This is a genomic window from Amycolatopsis sp. NPDC049253, from assembly GCF_040678995.1.
Classification (GTDB): Bacteria; Actinomycetota; Actinomycetes; order Mycobacteriales; family Pseudonocardiaceae; genus Amycolatopsis.
Map to the genome: position 1 here is coordinate 100,188 of NZ_JBFAQX010000002.1, position 24,620 is coordinate 124,807.

The window sequence follows — 24,620 nt, forward strand, 5'->3', positions numbered from 1 at the left end:
TCCCGTCGGTTGGCGGGAATCCGCTGCTGTCTGGCACGGAGGCCGATGGTGAGTCCGCCCCGGGCTTCCTAGCGTGACGACCATGACCGAAGTGCTGCTGCCGATCGTGATCGGCCTGGTGTACGTGCTGCTCTCGTCCCTGATCCCCGAGCCGCACCGGCGGAAGGTCAACGCCCTCATGGTCGCCGGCGCGGGAGCGGCCTACCTGTCCGGGGGCGAGCTGGGGGTGTGGGAGCTGGTGTTCTGCGCGGTGATGACGCTGGTCGCCTTCCGCGGGCTGGACTCGTGGACGTTCATCGGGATCGGGTGGCTGCTGCACACGGCGTGGGACGTCGTCCACCACCTCAAGGGCGCGCCGATCCTGCCGTTCGCGGCGGACTCGTCGTTCGGGTGCGCGCTGACGGACCCGGTGATCGCGCTGTGGGCGTTCACGGGTGGCCGCAGTCCCTGGGCGTGGCTGCGCCGGAAGGCTCCGGCCGCTGCCACGCCCGCGGTGAGCGACTAGTCGCTGCGGCCACGCAGGGTCAGCACGACGCGAAGCACGTGCTCGACGGCCGAGGGGAAGATCGCCGCGCGCAGCTCACCGCGGGTGGCGAGGTTCTGCGACGCGAACTCCAGCATGCGCTCGGGCCCCAGCCGCCGGACGACCAGCGCCGCGATCTCCTCCAGCTCGAGGTCGGGGTTGTCCAGGCGCCGCAGCGCGAACTCGACCACGAGCTCCTCGTCGGTCATGGCCCCTCCCTCCGGACTCGGCACTGCCCAGAGTAGTCGAAGACGGAGCGGGCTTTCCTGTGTCCGAGATCGCTCAAGCGGGATCCGGCTGGGCCAGCGCCAGCACGGTGCGCGCACGCTCGACCATCGCGACGTCGAGGAACGTCCCGTCGGCCAGCGCGATCGCCCCGACCCCGGCCGCCGTGGCGTCGGCGACGCGCGCCACGACCTCGCTGGCCCGCGCCACCTCCTCCGCGCTCGGCAGGAACGCGGCGCGGATCGTCGCGAGCTGGGCCGGGTGGATCGCCGTGCGGCCCCGGAACCCGAGTGCGCGCCCGGCCCGGCACGAAGCCGCGAGCCCGTCGAGATCCCGGACGTTCGGGTACGCCGACATCGCCGGCGGTGCCAGCCGCGCAGCCCGAGCCGCCACGATCACGCGGCTGCGCGCCCACGTGAGCCCGGCTTCGTCGTCCACGCCCAGGTCCGAGCGCAGATCTGCCTCCCCGAGCCCGATCGACGCCACCTGCGGCGACGCGGTCGCGATCTGCAGCGCCCGCTCCACCCCCAGCGCCGACTCGATCAACGGGTGCAGCTCCCGCCCCGGCAGCGCCGCCGCGAGCGCCAGCACCTCCTCGGCCGCCTCCACCTTCGGCATCCGCACCCCGACCGCCACCGGCAGCCCCGCGAGCGCCTCGACGTCCGCCGCGTGCCACGGCGTGCTGGGATGGTTCACCCGCACCTGCACCCGCCGCCCCTCGGGCAGGCCGGCCAGCAGCCGCACGGCGTTCTCGCGCGCCACGTCTTTGTGCGCGGGCGCGACAGCGTCTTCGAGGTCCACGAGCACCACGTCGGCCGCCGCCGCGAGCGCCTTCTCCACGCGATCGGGCCGGTCTGCCGGGGCGTAGAGGAAGGTCAACGGCGGGGTCGCGCTCATACCGCTCCCCCTTCGCGAAGTTCGGCGATGCGCTCGGCCGAGAAGCCCAGTTCCTTCAGCACGGAGTCGGTGTCGGCACCGTGGGGGCGGCCGGTGAAGCCGATGACGCCGTCGTTGCCGGACAGGCGGAAGAGCGGGCCCTGCATGAGGATCGGGCCGAGCTCGGGGTCGTCGATCTCGTGGATGGTGCCGAGGGCGCGGAACTGCGGGTCGGCGACGATGTCCGCGGCGTCGTAGATGGCGGCGACCGCGGCCTGCGCGTCCTCGAACGCGGCGACGACCTCCGCGCGGCTGCGCTGGGCGATCCAGCCGCCCACGGCGTCGTCGAGCTCGTCGGCGTGCTGGGCCCGGTCGGCGCCGCGGGCGAACCACGGCTGCTCGGCCAGGTCGGGCCGGCCGACGAGCCGCACCACGCGTTCGGCCACCGACTGCGCCGAGGTGGACACGGCGACCCATTGCCCGTCGGCGGTGCGGTAGGTGTTGCGCGGCGCGTTGTTGATCGACCGGTTGCCCGTGCGCGGCTGCACGGTCCGCAGCTGGTCCCACCGCGTGATCTGCGGGCCGAGCATCGCGAGGATCGGCTCGATGATCGCGGTGTCCACGACCTGCCCGCGCCCGCTGGTGGCCCGGGCCGAGAGCGCGACCATGATCGCGTAGGCCGTCGCCAGGGACGCGACGCCGTCGGCGAGGCCGAACGGCGGGAGCGTCGGCGGGCCGTCGGGCTCGCCCGTGGTGGCGGCGAACCCGCTCATCGCCTCGGCGAGCGTGCCGAAGCCGGGGCGCGAGCGGTACGGGCCGAACTGCCCGAACCCGGTCACGCGCGCGAGCACCAGCCGCGGGTTGCGGGCCGAAAGCTCGTCGTAGCCGAGGTGCCAGCGTTCCAGGGTGCCCGGGCGGAAGTTCTCGATCACCACGTCGGCCTCGGCGGCGAGCGCCAGGAACACCTCACGCCCGCCTTCGCTGCTGAGGTCGGCGGTGACGGTGCGCTTGTTGCGCCCGAGCGTTTTCCACCACAGGTTCACGCCGTCCTTGGCCACGCCGTGCGTGCGCGACGGATCGGGCCGGCGCGGGTGCTCGACCTTGATCACCTCGGCGCCCATGTCGCCCAGGTGCATCGCGGCCATCGGGCCCGCGAAGAGCGTGGACGCGTCCACCACCCGCAGCCCGGCCAGCGCGCCACCGGCGGAATCCCGCGACGTCGTCATGCCGTCACCTCCCAGGCACAGCGGAACCCGACCGTCGCGGCGCGCGCGAGACCCAAGCCGGGCAGCAACAGCTTCACGCTGACGTCCGGGGCGTGGCGGCCGCCCTCGACGTACCACTCGGAGCCCTCGGCCCGGTAGTCGCTGCCGCCCTTGAGCATCACGAAGCGGGTCCGCCCGTCGGAGTGCTCGCTCTCGGTCCAGTTCCACACACTCGAATTCCACGGACCGGTCTCCCCCGCCAGCTGCCACTCGTCCTCGGTGGGCAGCCGGCCGCCACGCCACGCGCAGTACGCGCGGGCGTCGTCGAGGTCCACAAAGGTCACGGGCTCGTCGGGGTCGCCGGGCACGCCATCGGTCCAGTGCGCGAGGAACCGGTGCCCGTACGCGGGCCGGTAGCCGGTGGCGGTGAGGAACTCGGCGAACTGCGCGTTGGTGACCTCGGTGGCCGCCACCGCGACCGCGGTCGCGAGCGAGCCGTCACGCTGGAGGGTGCGGGCGTCGTGCAACCGAGGCGGGAGGGGCTTCCACTCGTCGACGTAGGGCGCGCCCTGGTACATCCCGGTTTCGCGGGCCTGGTAGCGCACGGTCAGCACGTACGGGCCGGCCGGCACCGTGACGGCATCCGCTTCAGGCCGGCCGGTGGTCCTCGGTGGACTCACCCGCTCCGCGATCCGGTGCGGGAAACGGGCGTGGGCGTCGTGCGGCGCGGCCTTCAACGCATCGACCAGCCCCGGCAGCCACGCCGGTTCGGGGGTGCCGTCGGCGAGGTGCAGCACCGCACCGATGCCCCGGGCGGGCACACCGCCGAGCAGGTCGAGAATCTTGCCGGGCCCGGCGGGCAGCACCTCACCCGTGTAGTCCGTCTCGCCACGGTTGACGAGTGTCCACAGTGTCACGCCGTCGAGCTCCCAGCCCGACGCGTAGACGCCGGCGCTGTCGGCCTCGGGGGTCAGCTCGGCGAGCGGGGTCCACTCGCCGCCCAGCAGCAGGTCGCCGGCCGCGCGCTGCACGGTCACCATGCGCCGCACGGTCGCGGCGTCGCGGGCCGACCAGCCGACCCACACGCCGAACACGACTTCCCACACCATCACGCCGACGCCGTTGAGCCACGCCGACTGCAGTTCCTCGGAGTGGTCGCGGTGCCAGCGGCGCACGTGGTGCTGCATGTGGCGCCGCTCGTACCAGTGCGCGCGCAGCACGCCGGGCACGGGCGAGTCGGCGAAGAACTGGGCCCACGACGCCGTGTGGTCGGCGATGCGCTCGACCGGCAGCTTCGACTCGCCCTCCAGCACGACCCCGGGCCGCGCGGCTTCGAGCCGTTCGACGAAGCCCGGCTCGGCTTTCTTGAGCGTGTCGAGGAAAACGCCGTCGGCCTCGAAGTCCGCGACGAGGGCCGCCAGCTCGGTGAGGTCGTCCGCGCCGCGGCGGGTGCCGACGTCCCACGGGTTGTAGTCCACGAACACGTGCAGGCCCGCGTCGTGCAGGGCCTTCACGAGCTCGGCCAGGCGGGGGACGTCGCGGTAGTAGTCCCACTGGTTGCGGTCGTCGAGGCCGATCACGGGGTAGGCGTGCCAGAGCACGACGGCGTCAAGGCCGCCGAAGCGCTCGCGGGCGTCGGCGAGGAACACCTCGGGCGTGAACTTGTGCTCGGCGAAGGAGTACAGCAGCTCGTCCCACAGCCAGACCTGCGCGACGGTGTGGCACCGGGCGGCCCACGCGGCGCCGGGGCGCTCGTAGGCCTCGCCGGTGTAGTCGTGGCGGCGGCGGGAATCCTCGCGCCAGCGGCGCAGGTTCTCCCGCCACGCCGGCCGGTCGGCCGGGTCCGCGGGCGCGGCGAAGATCTTGGCCTCGTCGAGCGCGACGAGCTGTTCGCCGGTGAGCGGGGTGAGCGGGACCTCCGCCGGCCGGTCGATCGGACGCGGCACGAGGGGGTCGAACGGGGCGGTCATCGCACCTTTTCTCCGGTCGCGAACGCCGCGACCTCTTCGGCAGTGGGAACGGCGGCCTGCGCACCGGGCCGCGTGACGGCCAGCGCACCGGCCGCACCCGCGAGCCGGGCGGCTTCGGCCGGCGAACGGCCTTGCGCCAGCCCCGCGGCGAACACCCCGCAGAACGTGTCGCCGGCGCCGGTGGTGTCCACCGCGGTCACCCGGATTCCGGGCACCCGCACGGGTTCCCGGCCGCGTTCGGCGACGAGGCAGCCGTCGCCGCCGAGCGTGACCACGACGGCGGGCACGCGGTCGAGCAGGGTTTCCAGGCCGCCGAGGTCGGCGGCTTCGTGCTCGTTGACCACGAGCACGTCGAGCGCGGCCCAGACGTCGGCCGGCAATTCGCGCGACGGCGCGGCGTTGAGCACGAACAGCGCGCCCGGCTTGCGCGCGGCCGCGGCGGCGCGCACCACCGAGAGCGGGATCTCCAGCTGCGCCAGCACCACGTCGGCCGCCGCGATCCGCGCGGCTTCCACCTCGCCGATCCGCACGCGCTCGTTGGCCCCCGGCGCGACGACGATCGCGTTCTCGCCGTCCGGCGACACGGTGATGAACGCCGTGCCCGTGGCCGCTTTCGTCCGCGCGACGAGGTCGGTCCGCACGCCGGCACCACCCAGCGACAGCAGGATCAGGTCGCCGGCCTCGTCCTCGCCGAGGGCGCCCACGAACGTCGTGTGCGCTCCCCCGGCCAGGGCGGCACCCACGGCCTGGTTCGCGCCCTTGCCACCGGGGCTGCGCCGCAGCCGCCCGCCGAGGATCGTCTCCCCGGCCCGCGGCGGGCGCGGCGCGTCGACGACCAGGTCGACGTTCGCCGAGCCGACCACGACCACCGTCCCGGTCACGCCCCACGCTCCGCGGTCGCCAGCGCGACCGTCCGGGCCGCCAGATCGGCGATCTTCTGCTCGCCGCCCGGCAGGGACGTCGCGATGCGGCCGTCGAGCGGCTCGACCCACTGGTCACCGATGCCGGCGACGCCGCGCAAAGCCCCGACCACGCCGCCGACCGTGGCGGCGGCCGAGTCGGTGTCCCAGCCCGCCGTGACGGCGATGGAGACACTCGGGCCGAACTCGCCGGCCCCCTTGGCGAGGGCGTAGGCGATCACGGCCGCGTTGCCGAGCACGTGGACCCAGTGCAGGTCGCCGTAAGCGGCGTGGAGGCGGTCGAGGCCGGTGCGGATGTCACCGTCCACCGCGGCCGCGCGGCCGAGCCGCACCGCCTCCGCCAACCGGCTGCCCGGCGGGATCACCGTGGACGCGGCGTCGAGCACCTCGTCCACCGTGTCGCACACCATCGCCGCCGAGGCCAGGGCCGCGGCCCACATGGCGCCGTAGACGCCGTTGCGGGTGTGGCTCAGGCGGGCGTCGGTCCACGCGAGACGCGCCGCCTCGCGCAGGTCGCCCGGCGAGACCCAGCCGAACACGTCGGTGCGGATCAGCGCGCCGATCCACTCGCGGAACGGGTTGAAGTACGTCGCGGTCTCGGGCACCGGGCGGGCGTCGAGGATGTTGCGGTAGGCCGCCCGCTCGGCCGTGAACACGCGCCCGGCCGGGAGGTTGTCGAGCCACAGCTGCGCGACGTCCTCGGTGGTGAACCCGCGCCCGCGCGTCTCCAGCAGCGTGAGCGCGAGCATCGGGTAGTTGAGGTCGTCGTCCTCGGGCATGCCGTGGATGTTCTCCTCGAGCGACGTCGGTGCCGAGCGCTTGTTCCACGGCCACCGCGCGGCGACGTCGGCGGGCAGCCCGACGGCGGTGAACCACTTCTCGAGCGGCCACCGGCCCGTGGCGCGCAGGATCTCCTCGATGCCCTCGCGCGGGATCTTCTCCACCGGCTTGCCCAGCAAGCACCCGGCCGCCCGCCCGGTCCACGCGCCGAGCACCCGCCCGTGCCGCAGGCCCCGCGGCAGGTCCGGCGCGGCCGGCAGCGTGGCGACGATCGCGTCCCACTCGTCCGGCTCGCCCGGCGCCGGCGCGGCCGGGACCGCGGCGAGCTCGCCGAGCAGCGTGCGCGCCAGGGCCCGCAGGGCGGGCGGCGCCGGGTCGGGCCCGGCGCCGCTCACGGCGGGGACGGGGTCGCCGCCCGCCGCCACCCAGCGCATCCGCACGTCCGCGGTGTCGCGACCCTCCACAGAGGACTGGACGAGCTCGTGCGCCAGCAGGTCCTCGGGCTGGGCCCAGGTCAGCCTCACGCCCGCGCCTCCACCGCGATGGCCCCGTCCAGGCCGTCCAGCGCCTTGACGCGAGCCTGCGCCCGCTCGCGGTCGGCCCGCATGATGTCGGCCGCCGCCGAGGCCAGCACACGGCCGGTCTCGACGATGTCCATGCGGCTGGCCTCGCTGATCGGGTCGAGCCACTCCGCCGGCACCACCTGCGCGCCACCGAGAGCCGCGCAGATCGCCCCGGCCATGGCGGCGATCGAGTCCGCGTCGCGGCCGTAGTTCACGGCCGCGAGCACGGCGCCGCGGAAGTCGCCGCGGTGCGCGAGCACGAAGGCGAGTGCGGCCGGCAGCTCCTCGATGGACTTGGTCCGCGACGGGCGCCGCGCGTCCAGCGACATCTGCCGGTACTCCGGCCCCACGGAGTCGAACGGCGCCACGACTTCCCGCACCTTGCGGGCCAGCGCGCGTTCCTCCTCGTCGGTGACCGGCGCCGCGGCGGTCCCGCCGAAGGCGTCGATCACCGCGCGCAGAGCCACCGCGGTGCCGTCGTGCGCGAGCTCCAGCGCCGCCGCGGTCACGTCGTCGAGCGTCGCGCCGGGGGCGGCCGCGGCCGCGACCAGCGCCGCGAGGACGCCGGCCGCCTCCCGGCCGTAGCTCGACTGGTGCGCGCCCGTGAGGTCGATCGCCTCGGCGTAGGCACCGCGGGGATCACCCGCGTTGACCACGCCGACCGGCGCGACGTACATCGCCGCACCGCAGTTGACGACGTTGCCCACGCCCGCCTCGCGCGGGTCGACGTGCCCGTAGTGGAGCCGCGCGACGATCCACTTCTCCGCGAGGAACACCCGCTGCAGCAGCAGCGCCGTGGACTCCAGCTCCGGCACCCACTGCGGTTCGCCGATCATCAGCGGCACGAGGTCTTCGGCCACCGCGAACGCGTCGAGGTGCTCGCGGCGCTTCGCGTAGACCTCCACGAGCGCCCGCGTCATGAGGGTGTCGTCGGTGATGTGCCCGTCGCCCTTGTGGTACGGCGCGATGGGACGCGCGTCGCGCCAGTTCGGGTACCACGGGCCCACGATGCCGGTCACGCGGCCGCCGTGGCGTTCCTCGATCTGCTCGGGGGTCCACCCTTCGACGGCCCCGCCGAGGGCGTCGCCCACGGCCGCGCCGGTGATCACCGCGACGGCCCGGTCTTCCAGCCAGGTCAAGAGAATCCGCTCCAGTCCCGTTTCTTTTCGGTCACCGTTGCTCCGGTGACACAGGTCAATTGGTGGTGACGCTCTTCCAGCCGTTCTGCAGCTGGGTCGTGAGGCCGTTCGCGTCGATCTTCTGGGCCAGGAACTGCTGGTACGCCGGGGTGGCGATGGTGTCCTTCCACTGCGGGTACTTGCTGGCGAACAGGTACGGCGCCGACGTGATGTACTGCCCCGAGGCGAGGATCTGGTCCCAGCCGGTCTTGCCGGCGAGCTTCGTGGCCAGCGCCTGGCGCGCGGAGTTCGTGGGCGGGATCAGCGCGTCGGCCTCGTTCATGGCGGCCAGGTTGTCGGTGTTGGTGAAGTAGTCGATGAACTCGGCGGCTTCCTTGACGTGCGCGGAGTCCTTGTTCACCGACAGGGTCTGCGGGCTGGCGGCCTGCGCGGGACCGGCGGGACCGGCCAGCGGCGGCAGCACGACCCAGTCGAAGCCCTTCGGCGCGTCCTTCGCGATGTTGGCCGCCTGGTAGGAACCCTGCACGGTCATCGCGGTCTGGCCCGCGTAGAACGGCGCGAGCGCCTTCGAACCCGACTGCGTCAGCGTGACCGGGAGGATCGAGTGGTCCTGGTACGCCATCTGGTCGACGAGCTTCGGCAGCGCCGTCTCGCCCTCGCCCACCGTCAAGTTCGCCTGGTCACCGGTGCCCTGGAAGTACTTGCCGCCGAAGCCCGGGGCCAGCGCGACGAACGCCGCGGTCGGGCTCGACAGGCCCCAGCCGAGGCCGTACGTGGAGCCCTTGGTGGTGGCCTTGGAGATCTGGCGCAGCTGGTCCCACGTCATGGTCTTGCCGGTCGGCACGGCGACCCCGGCCTGCTGCAGCAGCTTCTTGTTCGCGAAGACCACATAGGACTGCACCTCGGTCGGGAACGCGACGACCTTGCCGCCGAACGTCACCGAGTCCAGCACGCCCTTCTGGAAGTCGGCGCGCTTGGCCTGCGACAGGTACGGCGTCAGGTCGGCGAGGTAGTCGTCCTCGGCGAACGGCTCGATGCCCGCGGCCTCGTAGTGCACGATGTCCGGCGCGGTGCCGGCGTTGAACTGGGTGATGAGCTTGTCGTAGACGCTGTCCCAGCCGGCCTGCACGATCTTCACCTGCACGTCGGGGTGCGCGGTGTTCCAGGCGCCGACGATCTTCTGCGTCTCGGCGATCGCGGCCGGCTGGTCGGACAGGGACTGGAACGTGAGGGTGACGGGGCCACTCGCGTCACCGCTGCCGCTGCCGCAGGCGGCGACGAGCAGGGCGGTGACCATCAGGCTGGCGGCGGCCAGCAGGCGTCGTGTCTTCATCGACCGACCTTTCGGGGATTTCTGTTGGGGGGTTTCGGGGTTGGCGGTTTCGCGGGGTCCGGGCGGGTGCGGGGTCATCCCTTCACCGCCCCGGCCATGAGCCCGCCGGTGAGCTTCCTCCGCAGGATGCTGAAGAAGACGATGCTGGGGATCGCGGCGAGCACGGCCCCGGCGGCGAGCGGTCCGAGGGCGGTCTTGCCCTCACCGCCCACGAACATGTTCAAGGTGATGGGCAGCGTGTAGTTCTCGGGCGACTGCAACAGCACCAAGGCGAAGAAGAACTCGTTCCACGAGGACACGAAGCTGAACATCGCCGTCGCGACCACGCCGGGCGCCAGCAGCGGGAAGACGATCGTGCGCAGCACGGTGAACCGGCTCGCGCCGTCCATCGCGCCCGCTTCTTCGAGCTCCGTGGGGATCGCGGCCACGTACCCCTGCAGCATCCACAACGCGAACGGCAGCATGTACGTGGTGTGCACGAGCGTGAGCCCGACGAGGTTGTCGGCCAGTCCGAGCGTCCGCAGGATCAGGAACAGCGGCAGGATGATCAGCACCACCGGGAAGACCTGGCTCACCAGGATCCAGCCGACGCCGGCGATGCGGACCTTGCCCTTGAGCCGGGCCAGCACGTAGGACGCCGGCACGGAGATGATGATCGACAGCACCGTCGAGGCCAGCGCCACGAGCAGGCTGTTCCACGCGGAGTGCAGAAGTCCTTGGCGCGTCAGGGCTTCGGTGTAGTTCTCCCAATGCCACTCCTGCGGCAGCAGGCTGACGGTGAGCGAGTTGAGCTCACCCGAGGACTTCACCGAGGCCGAGATCAGCCACAGCAGGGGGAACCCGAGGAACAGGATGTACAGCGCCAGGGCCACGTACTGGGCCGGGCGAACGAGCAAGCGCATGGCTCAGCGCCCCTTTTCCGTGCGGTCTTCGGTGCGGAACTGCGACCGCAGGTACACGGCGAGGATCAGCACCACCACGATCACGACGACGAGTCCCATCGCCGCGGCGTAGCCGATCTCGCGGTTCTTGAAGGCTTCCAGGTAGATGAACAGCACCGGGACCATCGTCTTGCCGCCCGGCCCACCGGCGGTGAGCACGTAGACCAGCGAGAACGAGTTGAAGTTCCAGATGAAGTTGAGCGAGGTGATCGACGTGACGATCGGGCGCATCGCCGGCCACGTCACGGCCGTGAACTTCCGCCACGCGCCCGCGCCGTCGACCGCCGCGGCCTCCAGCAGCTCGCCGGGGATCTGCTGCAGCCCGGCCAGGAGCGTCACCGTGGTCTGCGGCATCCCGACCCACACGCCGACGACGATCACCGCCGGCAGCGCCGTGGAGAAGTCGCCGAGCCAGTTGATGTCGCTCGGCAGGCCCACCGCGCCGAGGAACGCGTTGAGCGGCCCGCCGTTGGCGGAGTAGATCATCTGCCACATGATCGCCACGACGACCGGCGGCATCGCCCACGGCACGAGCGCGAGCACCCGCGTCAGCCCCTGCAGCTTCAGGCCGGAGTTGAGCAGCAGCGCCAGGCCCATCGCCGCCGCGAGCTGCAGCAGCGTCACGCCGACGGTCCAGATCATGCCGATCCGCAGCGAGTCCCAGAACAACGCGTTGCCGCCGAGGCGCGCGAAGTTGTCGAGGCCGGCGAAGCTGTAGTCGGGATGGCGCACGAGCCGCGCGTTGGTGAACGCGAGGAACACGCCGACCACGAGCGGGGCCACGCTCAGCACCAGGATCGGGATCAACGACGGCAGCACCAGCGCGATCGCCTCACGCCGGCGCGTGCGCGCCATCGGCTTCACGCGCTTCTTGGCCCGTGGGGCCGGGGGCTGCGCGGTGCCGCGCTTCGGCTCGGCCAGGGACGGTGTCGTCATCGGTCACCTCGCTCGGTCCCGGGGGCGCCGGCGGCCACCGCCGGGTCGGTGGTCCCGGGCACCGGCCGTTCGTCGGCGGACGAGCGGTCCGCAGCCGGGCCTTTCTCCATGAGTACAAGCCGCACTGTCATCGCTCGCCCCGTTCGGTGGCCGTTGTGGTGGATTCGCGCACCACGAGCTCCGCGCCCACCGACACCTGCTGCGCCGGCTGGTCGGGGTCGTCGGCGAGCTGCAGCATCAGCCGGGCCGCGGCGCGCCCGCGTTCGCTCGCGCCGAGGGACACGCTGGTGAGGCTGGGCTGGAAAACACGGCCGATCTCGGTGTCGTCCATGCCGGTCACGGCGACGTCCTCCGGCACCGACAGGCCCAGCTCGCGCACGGCGCGGATGGCGCCGATGGCGAGCAGGTCGTTGGCCGCGACCAGCGCGTCGAGCTGGGGTGCGCCCTCGGGCACGCGCGCCAGGATCCGGCGGGCGGCCTCGAGGCCGGCGCCGACCGTGAAGTCCTCGGCGGTCTCGCGCTCGATGCGCTCGGCGGCGAGGTCGCCGGCGTTGACCGCGGCGTCGAAACCGCGCTGGCGCGAGGCACCCGGAGTCGTGTCGACGGGGCCGTTGAGGAAGCCGATGCGGCGGCGCCCGATCGTGTGCAGGTGGCGCACCGCCTCGCCGATCCCGCCCGCGGAGTCGGTGGACACGGAGCTGATGCCGCGGTCGTCCATCGCGCGCCCGATCACCACCACGGGCACGGGGGCCTGCTGGATCTCGGTGATCAGGCCGTCGTCGGTGCGCAGCGGGCTCACGATCATGCCGTCCACGAAGCCGCTGCCCAGGCTGCGCACCAGCTCGATCGTCGAGTCGGAGGTGTCCCCGGTCGACATGACGACCACGCGGTAGCCGTGCGGCGCCAGCACCTCGTGGATCGCCCGCATCATCTCGACGTAGACCGGGTTGCCGATGTCCGCCACGGCGAACGCGACCTGGAACGTCTTCTTCATCCGCAGCGAGCGGCCGATCGCGTCGGCGCTGTACCCGAGCTCCTCGGCGGCGGCCCGGACGCGCTCGACCATCGCCTTGCTCGCGCCCACCCCGTGCAGCGCACGGGAGGTCGAAGCCAGGGACACCCCGGCGCGCTCGGCCACCTGGATCAGCGTGGCCCGTGTTGACGTCATCGTCGTTCGTACCTCGGTTGTGGTCTCGCGAACTTGGAAACGTTTCCAGATCGCGATCGGGCCGTTGGAAACGTTTCCAACGGGATTAATCACGATAGTGCACCCCGCGCGGGCGCCGTGTCAACCAGCGGTACACCACATCGTGACCCGGGCATGCGAAAGGGGCGGAGACCCACAGGTCCCCGCCCCTCCCAGCCCGGGCCCGGCCCGGGACTCACGTCACGCTCAGACCAGGTCGTAGCGGTCCAGCATCATGACCTTGTCCCACGCGGCCACGAAGTCCTTCACGAACTTCTCCTTCGCGTCGTCCGCGGCGTAGACCTCGGCGACGGCGCGCAGCTCCGAGTTCGACCCGAAGAGCAGGTCGACACGGCTGCCGGTCCACTTGACCTCGCCGGTGGCGCGGTCGCGGGCCTCGAAGGCCTCGCCGTCCTCCGACGTCGGCTTCCACTCCACACCCATGTCGAGCAGGTTGGCGAAGAAGTCGTTGGTCAGCGCGCCCGGCGTGGTGGTGAGCACGCCCTGCTTCGACGCCTGGTGGTTGGCGCCCAGCACACGCAGGCCACCCACGAGCACGGTCATCTCGGGCGCGCTCAGGTTCAGCAGGTTCGCGCGGTCGATGAGCAGGTACTCGCTCGGCAGGCGGTTGCCCTTGCCGCGGTAGTTGCGGAAGCCGTCGGCCTTCGGCTCGAGCGGCACGAACGACTCGGCGTCGGTCTGCTCCGCCGTCGCGTCGGTGCGGCCCGGGGTGAACGGCACCGTGATGCTGACGCCCGCGTCCTTCGCGGCCTTCTCGACACCCGCGGCGCCACCCAGCACGATCAGGTCGGCCAGGGAGATCTTCTTGCCGCCCGACTGGGCCGCGTTGAAGGCTTCCTGCACGCCCTCGAGCGTGGTCAGCACCTGCGCCAGCTCGTCCGGGTTGTTGACCTCCCAGCCGCGCTGCGGCTCGAGGCGCAGACGGGCACCGTTGGCGCCACCGCGCTTGTCACCGCTGCGGAACGTCGAGGCCGACGCCCACGCGGTGGACACGAGCTGCGCCACGGTGAGGCCCGAGTCGAGCAGCTTGGCCTTGAGGTCCGCGACGTCGGCGGCGTCGACCAGCTCGTGGTCCACGGCCGGCACCGGGTCCTGCCAGATCAGCGTCTCCTCGGGCACCAGCGGGCCGAGGTAGCGCTGGCGCGGGCCCATGTCGCGGTGGGTCAGCTTGTACCAGGCGCGGGCGAACGCGTCGGCGAACTCCTGCGGGTTCTCGTAGAAGCGGCGCGAGATCGGCTCGTAGATCGGGTCGAAGCGCAGCGCGAGGTCCGTGGTCAGCATGCCCGGGGCGCGGTTGAGCTCACCCGACTCGGGGTCCGGCACGGTGTTCGCGGCCGCGTTGTTCTTCGGCTTCCATTGGTTCGCACCACCGGGGCCGGTCTCGAGCTCCCACTCGTAGGTGAACAGGTTGTGGAAGAACCAGTTGCTCCACTTGGTCGGGGTCGGGGTCCAGGTGACCTCGATGCCGCTGGTGATCGCGTCGCGGCCCTTGCCCGAGCCGAAGCTGTTGCGCCAGCCCAGGCCCTGCTCCTCGAGCGGCGCGCCCTCGGGCTCGGCGCTGACGAACTCGTCGGCGTCGGCGGCACCGTGGGTCTTGCCGAAGGTGTGGCCACCGGCGATCAGGGCGACGGTCTCCTCGTCGTTCATCGCCATGCGGCGGAACGTCTCGCGGATGTCGCGACCCGCGGCCAGCGGGTCCGGGTTCCCGTTCGGGCCCTCGGGGTTGACGTAGATCAGGCCCATCTGCACGGCGGCCAGCGGCGCCTCGAGCTCACGGTCGCCCGTGTAGCGCTCGTCGCCCAGCCAGGTGCGCTCCGGGCCCCAGTACACGTCCTGGTCGGGCTCGTACACGTCCTCGCGGCCACCGGCGAAGCCGAAGGTCTTGAAGCCCATGGTCTCCAGGGCGCGGTTGCCCGTGAAGATCATCAGGTCGGCCCACGAGATCTTCTTGCCGTACTTCTTCTTCACCGGCCACAGGAGACGGCGGGCCTTGTCCAGGTTGCCGTTGTCCGGCCAGCTGTTCAGCGGCGCGAAGCGCTGCATGCCGGCGCCCGCTCCCCCGCGGCCGTCGTCGATCCGGTAGGTGCCGGCGCTGTGCCACGCCATGCGGATCATGAAGCCGCCGTAGTGGCCGAAGTCGGCGGGCCACCAGTCCTGCGAGGTGGTCAGGACCGCGTCGACGTCGCGCGCCAGCTCGTCGAGGTCGACGGTCTGGAACTCCTTGCCGTAGTCGAAGTCCTCGTCCATGGGGTTCGCCACGGCCGAGTGCTTCCGGAGGATCGAGAGGTTGAGCTGGTTCGGCCACCAGTCACGGTTGCTGCCGCCCTCGGTGGGGTGCGCGAAGCGCCCCGTGTGGACGGGGCACCCGCCCGCGCTCTCCACGTTCATCTCGCCGACTTCGGCGTTGGGGGTGTCAGACACGGGAATCCTTCCGGGAATCAGTGTGGGTAACGGTGTTGCAGTCGGGGCACAGGCCCCAGTAGATGACCTCGGCCTCGTCGATGACGAAACCGTGGTCGTCGGACGCGGTCAGGCAGGGCGCGGCGCCGACCGCGCAGTCGACATCGGCGATCGCACCGCACGACCGGCACACGACGTGGTGGTGGTTGTCCCCCACCCGTGCCTCGTACCGCGCGACCGAGCCCTCGGGCTCGATCCGCCGCACGAGACCTGCGGAGGTCAGGGCGCCCAGGACGTCGTAGACGGCCTGGTGGGACACCTCGCCGAGATCCGCGCGCACGGCACCGATGAGCGACGCGGTGTCGGCGTGGGGATGATCGTGCACCGCGGACAGCACCGCAATCCGAGGACGCGTCACCCGCAGAGCCGCTCCGCGTAGCATGCGCTCGAAATCCGAAGTCGTTGGCACGCCTGGCAGTGTGCCGCAGCTTCTGGAATCAATCAAGAATGACTCGCCGTCGTGAACCTGCCGGATGACCTGCTCCCACCGTCACACGCTGCGGGGTCGCCGTAAACTTACAGTCACAGAAACTTCGTGCGAACCCCGGGTGAGCGCGGGGCTTCCCGCCCCCCCCCGGCGGCCACTCTGGACGTTCAGGTGCCGGTACGCGCCTGCCGCGAAGTCCGTGCCGGTTTCGTACTCGCCGGGGTTTTCGCGGCCGGGTTCACCCCTGTGGTTTTCGAGGTGTCCTTCGCCGCCGGACGCCGGGTGCGCGCGAAGCTGCCGAGGCCCGACTCCAGCAGCCGGGCGGCGCGGAGCACGTCGGTGGTCACGGCGCCGCGGATCCGCGCGGGCGTGTGGCCCGCGTCGACGTGCTTGGCGAGGCTGCCGAACTGCACGCGCCACAGCCCGACGAGCGCAGTCGCGGCGAGCTGCGGCTCCGGATCGGCGGTGGCCAGGCCTGCGCGCACGGCCAGCAGCTGCGCGGCGCCGGCGGCGAGCTCGTCGAGCAGATCGCGCTGGTAGGCGGCCAGCGCCGGCGTGGCGTGGATCAGCTCGCCGTAGCGGCGGAACCCCGCCCCCGCGGCACGGCGGTCGCGCTGGTCCTCCAGCCAGCCGGTGACCCCGGCCAGTTCACCGGCGAGAACGCGCAGCACGGCCTCGACGGGTGTGCGGGCCGGGTCGCCGAGCTCGACGCGCAGCGCGGCCAGGGTCGCGTCGGGCCGGTCGAGGATGAGGGATTCCTTCGCGGGGAAGTAGTTGAAGACCGTCTTCTCCGACACGCCGGCGGCGTCCGCGACGTCGGCGACGCGAACGGCGTCGAACCCGCGTGCCAGGAAGAGCTCCGTGGCGGTGTTGACGAGCAGGCGCCGCGTCGCGCGCTTCTTGCGCTCGCGCAGGCCCTCCGCGGGCGCCTCGTCCCGCGGGGTCCGCAACGCCGCCCAGTCGACCCGCCGTCCGCCCACGAACCCGAGAATAGCTTGAGAACACGGGATTTCCGGCGAGTCAGCGGTGCGGCACGCTGCCCCGCACGGCCCACGCCCGCGCGGTGAGGGTGATCGTGCCGTCGGCGGCGATCGGCAGGCGGGCCCGCAGCAGGTCGCGCAGGGCCCGGCGGTGGTCTTCGGGCAGCCGCACGGCGTAGGCGGGCGCCGGTCCCTGCCCGCCGAGAAAGGGCAGCCAGTAGTCGTCGAAGCCGGCGAACGCGGTGCGCACCCCGATCGCGCGCACCACCACGCCGGCCAGGCCCGCGTCCGTCCACAGCCGACTCAGCGGATCCGGGCGGCACAAGGGAAAGCGGCGGCCTTCGTCGAGGTTCGCGACCACCGGGTCGAGCTCGGCCGCGGCGTCCCAGAACCAGCGCATCAGCTCCATGCCCTCGGCGTAGTCCCACACGTACGCGGTCACCACTCCCCCGGGCTTCACGGCCCGGACCCACTCGGCGACCGCGCGGTGCGGGTCGGGCACGAAGTTGAGCGCCAGCCCGCTCACGGCGGCGTCGAACTCGTCGCCGGCCACGGGCAGGGCCTGCGCGTCGCCGACCACGAAGGTCGCCCGCGGATCGGTGGTCAGCCGGCGGGCGTGGGCGACGAACGGCGCGGCCTGGTCGACGCCGAGGACGGCGGCGGGATCGGCCGTGGCCAGCACCGCCGCCGTCAGCGCACCGGTGCCGCAGCCGACGTCGAGCCAGCGCGCCCCGGGCGGCACCACCGCGCCGTCGAGGAAGGCCGCGGCGACGCGGCGGCTCCACCGGCCGACGTAGCGCTCGTAGGCCTCACCCGACGACCAGTCGCTCATCGTCCGAACCTACGCCCGCGGGCAACCACGCGCGCCCGGGCGAACCGCGTGCCACGGCCCGCCCTGACCGGCCTGCGCGCCTCGTAGCACTCGCGAATGCGCACTCAGCCCCGGTGCACCGGACCGGGCCGCGGAAATTTTCACCTCGGCCGGCTGACGGTCCACAGTAGACGCGGTCGACCCCGAGGCGGGCAGGGCGATCTCAATCCGGCACCGGCCACGCGAGCGTTGCTTTACATTCTTCGACTACTTGTCAAGTTAGGTGTACATCGCTTACCGTCTTGTCAACCACGTCGGACAGTGTCGTTGACGGAGGAGGACGAGATGAGCGAAGCCGCGGGAACGGTGCCCGCCGGGTCGACCGAGTCGTGGACGGACCGCAAGCGGTACCTGTGGCTGATCGGGCTCGTGGTGCCCTCGCTCGCCTTCCTGGCGATCGGGCTGCACGCGGCCACCGGCTGGGGCGTGTGGTTCTGGATCGGGCCGATCGTGATCCTCGTGATCGTGCCGGTGATCGACCTGGTCGCGGGGCTCGACCGCAGCAACCCGCCCGACGACGTGCTCGAGCAGCTGGAGAACGACCGTTACTACCGCTGGATCACCTACCTCTTCCTGCCGATCCAGTACGTCGGGTTCGTGGCGGCGTTCTGGCTGATCGGGCGCGGCGACCTCAGCGTGGTGGACAAGATCGGGCTGGCCGCGTCCATCGGGTGCATCGGCGGGATCGGCATCAACACCGCGCACGAACTGGGGCACAAGAAGGAGAGCCACGAGCGCTGGTTGTCGAAGATCGCGCTGGCCCAGAGCTTCTACGGCCACTTCTACATCGAGCACAACCGGGGCCACCACGTCCGCGTGGCCACGCCCGAGGACCCGGCTTCCAGCCGCGTCGGCGAGAGCTTCTACCGCTTCTGGCCGCGCACGGTCGGCGGCTCGCTGAAGTCGGCGTGGCGGCTGGAGCGCAAGCGCTACGCCCGGCGGGAGAAGCACCCGTTCCGCATCGGCAACGACGTGCTCAACGCGTGGCTGATGTCGGCCGTGCTGTGGGCGGCGATGCTGGTGTGGCTCGGGGTGGGGATCCTGCCCTACCTGCTGATCCAGGCCGTGGTGGGTTTCTCACTGCTGGAAGTCGTCAACTACATGGAGCACTACGGGATGCTGCGCCGGCGGGTGGGCGCGCCCGGCCGGCGCCGCTACGAGCGCGTGGACCCGAGCCACAGCTGGAACTCCAACAACATCGCCACCAACGTGCTGCTCTACCACCTGCAGCGCCACAGCGACCACCACGCCAACCCCACGCGCCGCTACCAGACGCTGCGGGACTTCGCCGAGTCGCCGGTGCTGCCCACCGGGTACGCGGGGATGATCGTGCTGGCGCTCGTGCCGCCGCTGTGGCGGCGGGTGATGGACCCGCGCGTGCTCGCCCACTTCGACGGCGACATCGGCCACGCCAACATCCAGCCGCGCAAGCGGGGCAAGGTCCTCGCGCGGTACGGCACGCGCGTGACGGCCGAAGCGCCGAGCACCGCCGACACCCGCGGCGACGCCACCGAGGGCGGGATGTGCCCCGGCTGCGGCTACGTCTACGACGAGCAGCGCGGCGATCCGCGCGAGGGTTTCCCGGCCGGCACGCCGTGGTCGGCGATCCCGGACTCGTGGTGCTGCCCGGACTGCGGCGTGCGCGAGAAGGTCGACTTCGTGGCTCCTGGAAGGGTGGGTGCGTGATGCGGATCGAGGCGAACCGCGAACTGTGCGCGGGGCTCGGCATGTGCGAGGCGATGGCGCCGGACTTCTTCGAGGTCGGTGACGACGGCACGGTGGTGCTCCTGCAGGAGAGCCCCGCCGAGCAGCACCGCCTGGACGTCACGGCCGCGGCCGACGCGTGCCCGGTGCTGGCGCTGAAGGTGCGGGACTGAGGATGCGCTCCCCAGCTCGCCTGGACCACACGGGAGGCGGCCTAGGATGACGATCGTGAGCGAGGCACTCCGGGCCGCACCGCCCGAGGGCGGCCAGCACCGGCAGCCGATCGTCGCCGCGGCCATCGGGCTGACCGCGAGCGAGGGCTGGTCGGCGGTCACCATGGCGCGGCTGGCCGAGGCCGCGGGGGTGAGCCGTCAGACCGTGTACAACGAGATCGGCTCCAAGGCCGCGCTGGCCGAGGTGATGATCTCCCACGAGCTGGCCCGCTTCCTCGCCGTGGTGCGCAGCGCGTTCGACCGGCACCCCGAAGACCTGGTCGAAGCGATCTACGAAGCCATCCGCGCCGTGCTCGACCTCGCCGACGACAACACGCTGCTGCGCGCCATCGCGTCGGCCACGCACGGCACGGACACGGAACTGCTGCCGCTGCTCACCACGCGCGCGGGCTCGCTGCTCACCGAGGCGAAGACGATGCTGATCGAGCGCGTGCGCACCTACGGGCCGCCGCTGGACGACGAGCAGATCGCCGTGGTGATCGACCTCGTCGTGCGCACGGTGCTCAGCCACGTGATGCAGCCGTCCGACACGCCCGCCCGCACGGCCGACGCGCTGGCCTGGGTGGTCGGGCGCGTGCTCGGCACGTCGGCGGCCCGGCCTATGCGCCGCGGCTGACCCGTGGCTGGGGCATGATGGACCCGTGGAGTCGACCAGGGTGGACCGCTGGCTGTGGGCCGTACGGCTGGCGAAAACGCGCTCGGACGCGGCCGCCGCGTGCCGGGGCGGGCACGTGCGCGTGAACGACCGCCCGGCCAAACCCGCCACCACCGTGGTCCCCGGCGACGAGGTCCGCGCCCGCATCGGCCAGACCACCCGCGTGGTCGAGGTCGTCCAGGTGATCCAGAAACGCGTCGGCGCGCCCGAAGCCGCGAAGTGCATCATCGACCGCACCCCGAAGCCGCCGCCGGAGGCCGCGATCCCGGTGGCCCGCCGCGAGCGCGGTGCGGGCCGCCCGACGAAGCGGGAACGCCGGGTGCTCGACGAGTTCCGCTCGCGCTGGAGCTGAGTCAACCCAGCACTCGGGCGACGTACTTCGCGGCTTCGGCGAGCAGTGCGTACCGGGGTTCGTCGTCGTAGGCCGTGCGGTCGGACATGATGGCGAAGACCAGCGGGGGTGTGCCCGGTGGCTTGAGAACGGCGACGTCGTTGACCCGGCCGTAGTCGCCGTGGCCGGTTTTGCCGATCACGCGCCATTCGGCGGGCACGCCCGCGCGGATGGTCTTCGCGCCCGTGGTGCTGCGGGCGAGCCAGTCTTCGACGAGCGCGCGCTTGTCGGCGGGCAGCGCGTTGCCGAGCACCACGGCCTGGTGGCCGGCGGCGAGCGCCCGCGGCGTGGTGGTGTCGCGCGGGTCTTCGGGGGAATCGCGGTTGACCTCCGGCTCGTACTGGTCCATGCGGCTGGTGGCGTCGCCCAAGCCGCGCAGGTACGCGGTGAGCCCGGCCGGGCCGCCGGCGTCGCGCATGAGCAGGTTGCCTGCCGTCCCGTCGCTGTAGCGGATGGCGGCGTCGCACAGCTGCCGGACCGTCATCCCGGCGCCGGCGTGGTGCTCGGTGATGGGTGAGAAGGAGTTCACCTCGGCCTTGGTGTAGCGCACCGTGGTGTCCAGATAGGACAGGGGATGGCGCTGGAGCAGCGCCGCGACCGCGAACGTCTTGAAGGTCGAGCAGAAGGCGAAGCGCTCGTCCGCCCGGTGATCGAGGGTGGCGCCGCTGCCGGTCGCGAGCGCGTGCACCCCGAGGCGGGCGCCGTATCGGTGCTCCAGCTCCGCCAGCGGCGCGGTCGACGGCGGCTCCGGTGCGGGGTTGACCGCCGGCCGCGCCGGTGCGGGGTTCACGGCCGGTGCCACGCAGCCGCCGAGCGGGGCGGCGAAGGCCGCGGCAAGCAGCGTGCGGCGGGCGAAGCGGCGGCCGGCCAAGGGGGTTCCTCTCATGTGTCCGCGTCCGCCAAGGAGAAGCCGGGGTGCGGGACGCGTCGTGGGCGGCCTTCGGGGTGGTATTCGAAGTGCCACCATTCGTTGTCGTAGACGCGGTACAAGTGGTGGGCCGCGCCGTGGAGTTCGAGCCAGCGGGCGCCGTCACGGGGGCGGAGGTCGAGGGCGGTGCCGGTGACGTGGCGGGACTGCGTGGGCGGCAGCGTGTGGCGGCGGGCCAGGGCCACCGAGCCGGTGCGGCGGACCTCGGCGGTGAAGAGGCGGTCTTGGACGCCGGCGTCGCGATGACCGGACGTGAGGCCGAGGAGGGTGCCGTCGCGCCAGAGGGCGGTGGTGCGCGCCGAGACGAAAGCCGCGTGAGTGCCGGGTGACAGGCCGGTGAGGTCCTCGGCCGGGAAGCGGATTCCGAGCGCCCAGGAGCAGGCGACGGATCGTGCTCGTCCCGGAGCGGCCACGGCGGCCACGGGCCACAACACGAAGGCGAGCAGCCGGGTGACCACGCGGTAGCCGACGTCGCGCCGCCGGCCCGCGGGATCCGAAGTGGATGGACACAGTCTCATGACTCCCCCAGGAGAACGTCTCATCCCAGCGCCTTCACCGCGGCCGCCGCGGCACGGGCGACGAGCGCGTCGTCGGTGGGCGCGTCGGCTGCGGGGCGATCGGAGAACACCACGAACACGATCGGCGCGCGGCCCGGGGGCCAGGCGATGGCGATGTCGTTGCGGGTGCCGTGCTCGGCGGTGCCGGACTTGTCGGCGACCTGCCAGCCCGTGGGGACGCCCGCGCGGACGAGGTGGGTGCCGGTGGTGCTGGCTCGCATGGTGTTCGTCAGGACACTGCGCAGAGGCGCGGGCAGGGTGTCGCCGAGGGCCACCGTGCGCAGCGACCGGGCCCAGGCGCGCGGCGTGGTCGTGTCGCGGAGGTCGCCGGGGGCGGTTTCGTTGAGGGTGGGCTCGATGCGGTCGACGTGGGTGGTGGTGTCGCCGATCGAGCGCAGCCACGCGCTCAACGCGGCCGGCCCGCCGAGCTCGCGGAAGAGCATGTTCCCGCCGGTGTTGTCGCTGTAGCGCAGGGCGGCGTCCATGATCGCGCTCAGCTTCATGCCGGCGCCCGCGTGTTTCTGGGTGATCGGCGAGTCCGCGACGACGTCGCCCGGGCCGTACTTGATCACGCGGTCGAGCCCGGCCATCCCCACCTTCTGCAGCACGGCCGCGGCGCTGAACACCTTGTGCGTCGACGCGTAGGCGAAGCGCTCGTCGGCGCGGTAGGCGACTTCGCGGCCCGAGCCGGTGTCCACGACGTACACGCCGAGCCGGGCGCCGAAAGACCGCTCGAGGTCTTCGAAGTCGTGGTTCGCGACCGTCGACGAAGCGGAGGTGGCAGGCGGCACGGCGGGCGGAACTGCCTGCGGGGCCGGCGGCGCGCCGCATCCCGCCAGCGCCGCCACGGCCACCGCCGCCACTGCTGTCACCACTGTCACCACAGACTTGCTGAGCACTGGGTTCCCCCTTCGGAAGTGATCGACATCCGCAGTCTCACCAAGGCCGTTCATGCTGTCCAAGACAGAAGTGGCCCCTTCCATGCGGAATGGGCATACAGTGTGGTCGTGGACCTGATCGGAAGCTGCCGCGCGTTCGTCGGCGTGAGCGAGACCGGGAGCTTCACGGCGGGGGCGGCGGTGGCCGGCATCCCCCAGCCCGTGGCGAGCCGCCGGATCGCCGCACTCGAACGCCACCTCGGCGAGCGCCTCTTCGACCGCGCCACGCGGCGAGCCCGGCTCACGCCCTTCGGCCGCGACATGCTGCCGTCCGCGCGGCGGCTCGTCCACCTGGCCGACGCCATGGAGCACGACGCCAAGCGCGCGAAGCTGCGCCCGCTGCGCCTCGCCGTGCCCGGCACCTGCCCGACCCGCGACCTCGCCGAGCTCGACGCCGAAGCCCGTGCGCTCGGCATCTTCCTCGAGTTCCGCCCCGCGCCGCCCGGTGAACGCGCCGAACTCGTGCGCACGCAGGAAGTCCGCGCCGCGCTCGTCGCCGTGCCCGAGACCGATGCCGTGTGGACGGTGCCGCTCGGCGTCGCCGCCACGGAACGCCAGCAGCTCCCACCCGTGGTCCACCTCGAGACGCTGCGCGCCGGGCGCGCCACTAAGGCCGAGCGCCGCCGCGTGTGGATCCAGCCCGAGGACGACGTGCCCCACATCCGCGACCGCGTGTTCCGCGTGCGCGACGCCGTGGGCCTGCAACCCGCGCAGGTGTCGGTCGCCGATTCCCTGACGGCCGCAGCGGCCGCCGTCTACGGTTCCGCCGACCTGCTCCTGTGCTCCCCCGCGCAGGCCACCGAGCTGGGCCTGGGCTGGCGCCCGCTCGGCGACGCCACCCTCGCCCGCGGTTTCGACCTCGCCGCCGCCCTCGGCGAAGACGCCCACCACCTGCGCACCCGCCTGCGCCCCGGCATCGCCCGCTGCCTCGGCGCCCCCGACGAGGAGACCGTGTGAACACCGAATCCCTGCTCCGCGACCTCCGCGAGGAACTCGACGACGGCGGCCTGCGCGGCTCGTTCCTCGTCCGCGACCTGCACACCGGCCAGGAGATCGGGCTCGACGCGGACCTGGAGTTCCCCAGCGCGTCGCTGGTCAAGGTGCCGCTCGCCGCGGCGACGATCGAGCGCATCCGGCGGGGTGAGCTCGACGGCGCGACACAGCTGGAAGTCGAGCCAGGGCGGGTCACCACCCCCGGGCCCGCCGGGCTGGCGCGGTTCCGCCACCCGGCGCGGGTGGCGATCGACGATCTGCTCTACCTGAGCGTGGCGGTCAGCGACGGCACCGCGGCCGACGCGCTGTTCGCGCTCACGCCGCCGGCCGAGGTCACGCGGATGCTGCGCGAGTGGGGCATCGACGGCGTCTCCGTGCGGCACGACACGGCGGAGCTGGCCGACACCCCCGCGGAACGGTTCGAGCCGGGCGAGGTGCACCTCGCCCACGCGCTCGCGATTCGCGCGGGCACGGCCGGGCGGGGGCACCCGGTGTCGCAGCTGGACGTCAGCCGGGCCAGTGCCGGGTCGGCGCGGGCGTATGCCGCGTTGCTGGAGGCGTTGTGGCGGCCGTCCGGAATAGACCCCGGGGTGGCGGCGCGCACTCGGGATCTCATGGCCCACAACCTGTTGCGGCAGCGTCTCACACCTGATTTCGGGTCCGACGCGACGAAGTGGTCGTCCAAGACCGGCACGCTGCTGAACCTGCGGCACGAGGTCGGGGTCGCCGAGCACGCCGACGGGCAGGTGTTCGCGGTGGCCGCGCTCACCGAGTCGCGCGTGCCGGCGGCGATCCAGCCCGAGGCGGAGATCCTGATGGCCCGGGTCGCCCGCACGATGCGGGATCACCTGCGGTCGCGGTGAAC

At 72.5% G+C, this 24,620-nt stretch carries 25 protein-coding genes; 7 read left to right on the forward strand and 18 right to left on the reverse strand.

Annotation, left to right across the window (positions count from 1 at the left end; all coding sequences use genetic code 11):
- Positions 1-82 precede the first annotated feature (82 nt).
- Positions 83-505: a DUF6010 family protein gene (locus AB0K15_RS04730; protein ID WP_364045590.1), complete on the forward strand. Its 423-nt coding sequence runs from the start codon at positions 83-85 to the stop codon at positions 503-505.
- On the opposite strand, the gene AB0K15_RS04735 is transcribed toward AB0K15_RS04730, so the two are convergent.
- The 15 genes from AB0K15_RS04735 to AB0K15_RS04805 form a co-directional block, all read right to left on the reverse strand.
- Positions 502-732, reverse strand: a complete 231-nt coding sequence (locus AB0K15_RS04735) for a hypothetical protein (RefSeq protein ID WP_220239402.1) — start codon at positions 730-732, stop codon at positions 502-504. The genes AB0K15_RS04730 and AB0K15_RS04735 overlap by 4 nt on opposite strands.
- A 73-nt stretch (positions 733-805) precedes the next feature.
- Positions 806-1,645 carry a CoA ester lyase gene (locus AB0K15_RS04740; protein WP_364045592.1) on the reverse strand — a complete coding sequence of 280 codons (840 nt, stop codon included), beginning with the start codon at positions 1,643-1,645 and terminating at the stop codon, positions 806-808.
- Entirely contained in the window at positions 1,642-2,850 is a 1,209-nt protein-coding gene (locus tag AB0K15_RS04745; RefSeq protein WP_364045594.1) for a CoA transferase, read from the reverse strand. Before AB0K15_RS04745 ends, AB0K15_RS04740 begins: the two co-directional genes overlap by 4 nt.
- Positions 2,847-4,799 carry an SUMF1/EgtB/PvdO family nonheme iron enzyme gene (locus AB0K15_RS04750; protein ID WP_364045596.1) on the reverse strand — a complete coding sequence of 651 codons (1,953 nt, stop codon included), beginning with the start codon at positions 4,797-4,799 and terminating at the stop codon, positions 2,847-2,849. Before AB0K15_RS04750 ends, AB0K15_RS04745 begins: the two co-directional genes overlap by 4 nt.
- Positions 4,796-5,680 carry a ribokinase gene (locus tag AB0K15_RS04755; RefSeq protein WP_364045598.1) on the reverse strand — a complete coding sequence of 295 codons (885 nt, stop codon included), beginning with the start codon at positions 5,678-5,680 and terminating at the stop codon, positions 4,796-4,798. Before AB0K15_RS04755 ends, AB0K15_RS04750 begins: the two co-directional genes overlap by 4 nt.
- A complete protein-coding gene (locus AB0K15_RS04760) occupies positions 5,677-7,023 on the reverse strand; it encodes an ADP-ribosylglycohydrolase family protein (RefSeq protein ID WP_364045600.1) in 1,347 nt (448 codons plus the stop codon). Before AB0K15_RS04760 ends, AB0K15_RS04755 begins: the two co-directional genes overlap by 4 nt.
- Positions 7,020-8,201 (reverse strand): ADP-ribosylglycohydrolase family protein, encoded by a 1,182-nt coding sequence (locus tag AB0K15_RS04765; protein WP_364045602.1) that lies wholly within the window; start codon positions 8,199-8,201, stop codon positions 7,020-7,022. The genes AB0K15_RS04760 and AB0K15_RS04765 overlap by 4 nt, the downstream gene beginning before the upstream one ends.
- Positions 8,202-8,256: 55 nt before the next feature.
- On the reverse strand, positions 8,257-9,534 hold the full coding sequence (locus AB0K15_RS04770; RefSeq protein ID WP_364045604.1) for a sugar ABC transporter substrate-binding protein: 1,278 nt from the start codon (positions 9,532-9,534) through the stop codon (positions 8,257-8,259).
- A gap of 74 nt (positions 9,535-9,608) precedes the next feature.
- Positions 9,609-10,436, reverse strand: a complete 828-nt coding sequence (locus tag AB0K15_RS04775; RefSeq protein WP_364045606.1) for a carbohydrate ABC transporter permease — start codon at positions 10,434-10,436, stop codon at positions 9,609-9,611.
- Positions 10,437-10,439: 3 nt separating this feature from the next.
- On the reverse strand, positions 10,440-11,411 hold the full coding sequence (locus AB0K15_RS04780; RefSeq protein WP_364045608.1) for a sugar ABC transporter permease: 972 nt from the start codon (positions 11,409-11,411) through the stop codon (positions 10,440-10,442).
- 127 nt (positions 11,412-11,538) lie between these two features.
- Positions 11,539-12,579, reverse strand: a complete 1,041-nt coding sequence (locus AB0K15_RS04785; RefSeq protein ID WP_364045610.1) for a LacI family DNA-binding transcriptional regulator — start codon at positions 12,577-12,579, stop codon at positions 11,539-11,541.
- Between the two features lie 225 nt (positions 12,580-12,804).
- Entirely contained in the window at positions 12,805-15,039 is a 2,235-nt protein-coding gene (katG, locus tag AB0K15_RS04790; RefSeq protein WP_364045612.1) for a catalase/peroxidase HPI, read from the reverse strand.
- The gene (locus AB0K15_RS04795; protein ID WP_364045614.1) at positions 15,032-15,487 is read right to left on the reverse strand and encodes a Fur family transcriptional regulator; all 456 of its coding nucleotides are present in this window, start codon (positions 15,485-15,487) and stop codon (positions 15,032-15,034) included. The genes katG and AB0K15_RS04795 overlap by 8 nt, the downstream gene beginning before the upstream one ends.
- 185 nt (positions 15,488-15,672) lie before the next feature.
- Positions 15,673-16,485 (reverse strand): TetR family transcriptional regulator, encoded by an 813-nt coding sequence (locus AB0K15_RS04800; protein ID WP_364045616.1) that lies wholly within the window; start codon positions 16,483-16,485, stop codon positions 15,673-15,675.
- Between the two features lie 40 nt (positions 16,486-16,525).
- Positions 16,526-17,317 (reverse strand): class I SAM-dependent methyltransferase, encoded by a 792-nt coding sequence (locus tag AB0K15_RS04805; protein WP_364045618.1) that lies wholly within the window; start codon positions 17,315-17,317, stop codon positions 16,526-16,528.
- 324 nt (positions 17,318-17,641) lie between these two features.
- Here AB0K15_RS04805 and AB0K15_RS04810 point away from each other — a divergent pair, with 324 nt between their 5' ends.
- From AB0K15_RS04810 to AB0K15_RS04825, 4 genes are read left to right on the forward strand one after another with little or no spacing between them, the layout of a single operon-like run.
- Positions 17,642-19,042 carry a fatty acid desaturase gene (locus tag AB0K15_RS04810; protein ID WP_364045620.1) on the forward strand — a complete coding sequence of 467 codons (1,401 nt, stop codon included), beginning with the start codon at positions 17,642-17,644 and terminating at the stop codon, positions 19,040-19,042.
- The gene (locus AB0K15_RS04815; protein WP_364045622.1) at positions 19,042-19,233 is read left to right on the forward strand and encodes a ferredoxin; all 192 of its coding nucleotides are present in this window, start codon (positions 19,042-19,044) and stop codon (positions 19,231-19,233) included. Before AB0K15_RS04810 ends, AB0K15_RS04815 begins: the two co-directional genes overlap by 1 nt.
- 46 nt (positions 19,234-19,279) lie before the next feature.
- Complete coding sequence (locus tag AB0K15_RS04820) at positions 19,280-19,909, forward strand: TetR family transcriptional regulator (protein ID WP_364045624.1); 630 nt, start codon at positions 19,280-19,282, stop codon at positions 19,907-19,909.
- A gap of 25 nt (positions 19,910-19,934) precedes the next feature.
- Positions 19,935-20,300 carry an RNA-binding S4 domain-containing protein gene (locus tag AB0K15_RS04825; protein ID WP_364045626.1) on the forward strand — a complete coding sequence of 122 codons (366 nt, stop codon included), beginning with the start codon at positions 19,935-19,937 and terminating at the stop codon, positions 20,298-20,300.
- Between the two features lies 1 nt (position 20,301).
- Here AB0K15_RS04825 and bla (AB0K15_RS04830) read toward each other — a convergent pair whose 3' ends face one another.
- From bla (AB0K15_RS04830) to bla (AB0K15_RS04840), 3 genes are read right to left on the reverse strand one after another with little or no spacing between them, the layout of a single operon-like run.
- Complete coding sequence (bla, locus tag AB0K15_RS04830; protein ID WP_364045628.1) at positions 20,302-21,225, reverse strand: class A beta-lactamase; 924 nt, start codon at positions 21,223-21,225, stop codon at positions 20,302-20,304.
- Complete coding sequence (locus AB0K15_RS04835) at positions 21,222-21,785, reverse strand: D-alanyl-D-alanine carboxypeptidase family protein (protein WP_364045630.1); 564 nt, start codon at positions 21,783-21,785, stop codon at positions 21,222-21,224. Before AB0K15_RS04835 ends, bla (AB0K15_RS04830) begins: the two co-directional genes overlap by 4 nt.
- Before the next feature lie 20 nt (positions 21,786-21,805).
- Entirely contained in the window at positions 21,806-22,696 is an 891-nt protein-coding gene (gene bla, locus AB0K15_RS04840) for a class A beta-lactamase (protein WP_364045632.1), read from the reverse strand.
- 129 nt (positions 22,697-22,825) lie between these two features.
- On the opposite strand from bla (AB0K15_RS04840), the gene AB0K15_RS04845 reads away from it, so the two are divergent.
- Together AB0K15_RS04845 and AB0K15_RS04850 are read left to right on the forward strand one after the other, a co-directional pair.
- Positions 22,826-23,719, forward strand: a complete 894-nt coding sequence (locus AB0K15_RS04845; protein WP_364045634.1) for a LysR family transcriptional regulator — start codon at positions 22,826-22,828, stop codon at positions 23,717-23,719.
- Positions 23,716-24,618: a serine hydrolase gene (locus AB0K15_RS04850; protein ID WP_364045636.1), complete on the forward strand. Its 903-nt coding sequence runs from the start codon at positions 23,716-23,718 to the stop codon at positions 24,616-24,618. Before AB0K15_RS04845 ends, AB0K15_RS04850 begins: the two co-directional genes overlap by 4 nt.
- Positions 24,619-24,620: the final 2 nt, after the last annotated feature.

Bases quoted from the DNA above. Each gene is read 5' to 3' on its own strand.
- AB0K15_RS04730 (WP_364045590.1), top strand. From the start codon at position 83: ATGACCGAAGTGCTGCTGCCGATCGTGATCGGCCTGGTGTACGTGCTG.
- AB0K15_RS04735 (WP_220239402.1), bottom strand. From the start codon at position 732: ATGACCGACGAGGAGCTCGTGGTCGAGTTCGCGCTGCGGCGCCTGGAC.
- AB0K15_RS04740 (WP_364045592.1), bottom strand. From the start codon at position 1,645: ATGAGCGCGACCCCGCCGTTGACCTTCCTCTACGCCCCGGCAGACCGG.
- AB0K15_RS04745 (WP_364045594.1), bottom strand. From the start codon at position 2,850: ATGACGACGTCGCGGGATTCCGCCGGTGGCGCGCTGGCCGGGCTGCGG.
- AB0K15_RS04750 (WP_364045596.1), bottom strand. From the start codon at position 4,799: ATGACCGCCCCGTTCGACCCCCTCGTGCCGCGTCCGATCGACCGGCCG.
- AB0K15_RS04770 (WP_364045604.1), bottom strand. From the start codon at position 9,534: ATGAAGACACGACGCCTGCTGGCCGCCGCCAGCCTGATGGTCACCGCC.
- AB0K15_RS04775 (WP_364045606.1), bottom strand. From the start codon at position 10,436: ATGCGCTTGCTCGTTCGCCCGGCCCAGTACGTGGCCCTGGCGCTGTAC.
- AB0K15_RS04780 (WP_364045608.1), bottom strand. From the start codon at position 11,411: ATGACGACACCGTCCCTGGCCGAGCCGAAGCGCGGCACCGCGCAGCCC.
- AB0K15_RS04785 (WP_364045610.1), bottom strand. From the start codon at position 12,579: ATGACGTCAACACGGGCCACGCTGATCCAGGTGGCCGAGCGCGCCGGG.
- AB0K15_RS04805 (WP_364045618.1), bottom strand. From the start codon at position 17,317: ATGAGCGACTGGTCGTCGGGTGAGGCCTACGAGCGCTACGTCGGCCGG.
- AB0K15_RS04810 (WP_364045620.1), top strand. From the start codon at position 17,642: ATGAGCGAAGCCGCGGGAACGGTGCCCGCCGGGTCGACCGAGTCGTGG.
- AB0K15_RS04815 (WP_364045622.1), top strand. From the start codon at position 19,042: ATGCGGATCGAGGCGAACCGCGAACTGTGCGCGGGGCTCGGCATGTGC.
- AB0K15_RS04820 (WP_364045624.1), top strand. From the start codon at position 19,280: ATGACGATCGTGAGCGAGGCACTCCGGGCCGCACCGCCCGAGGGCGGC.
- bla (WP_364045628.1), bottom strand. From the start codon at position 21,225: ATGAGAGGAACCCCCTTGGCCGGCCGCCGCTTCGCCCGCCGCACGCTG.
- AB0K15_RS04835 (WP_364045630.1), bottom strand. From the start codon at position 21,785: ATGAGACTGTGTCCATCCACTTCGGATCCCGCGGGCCGGCGGCGCGAC.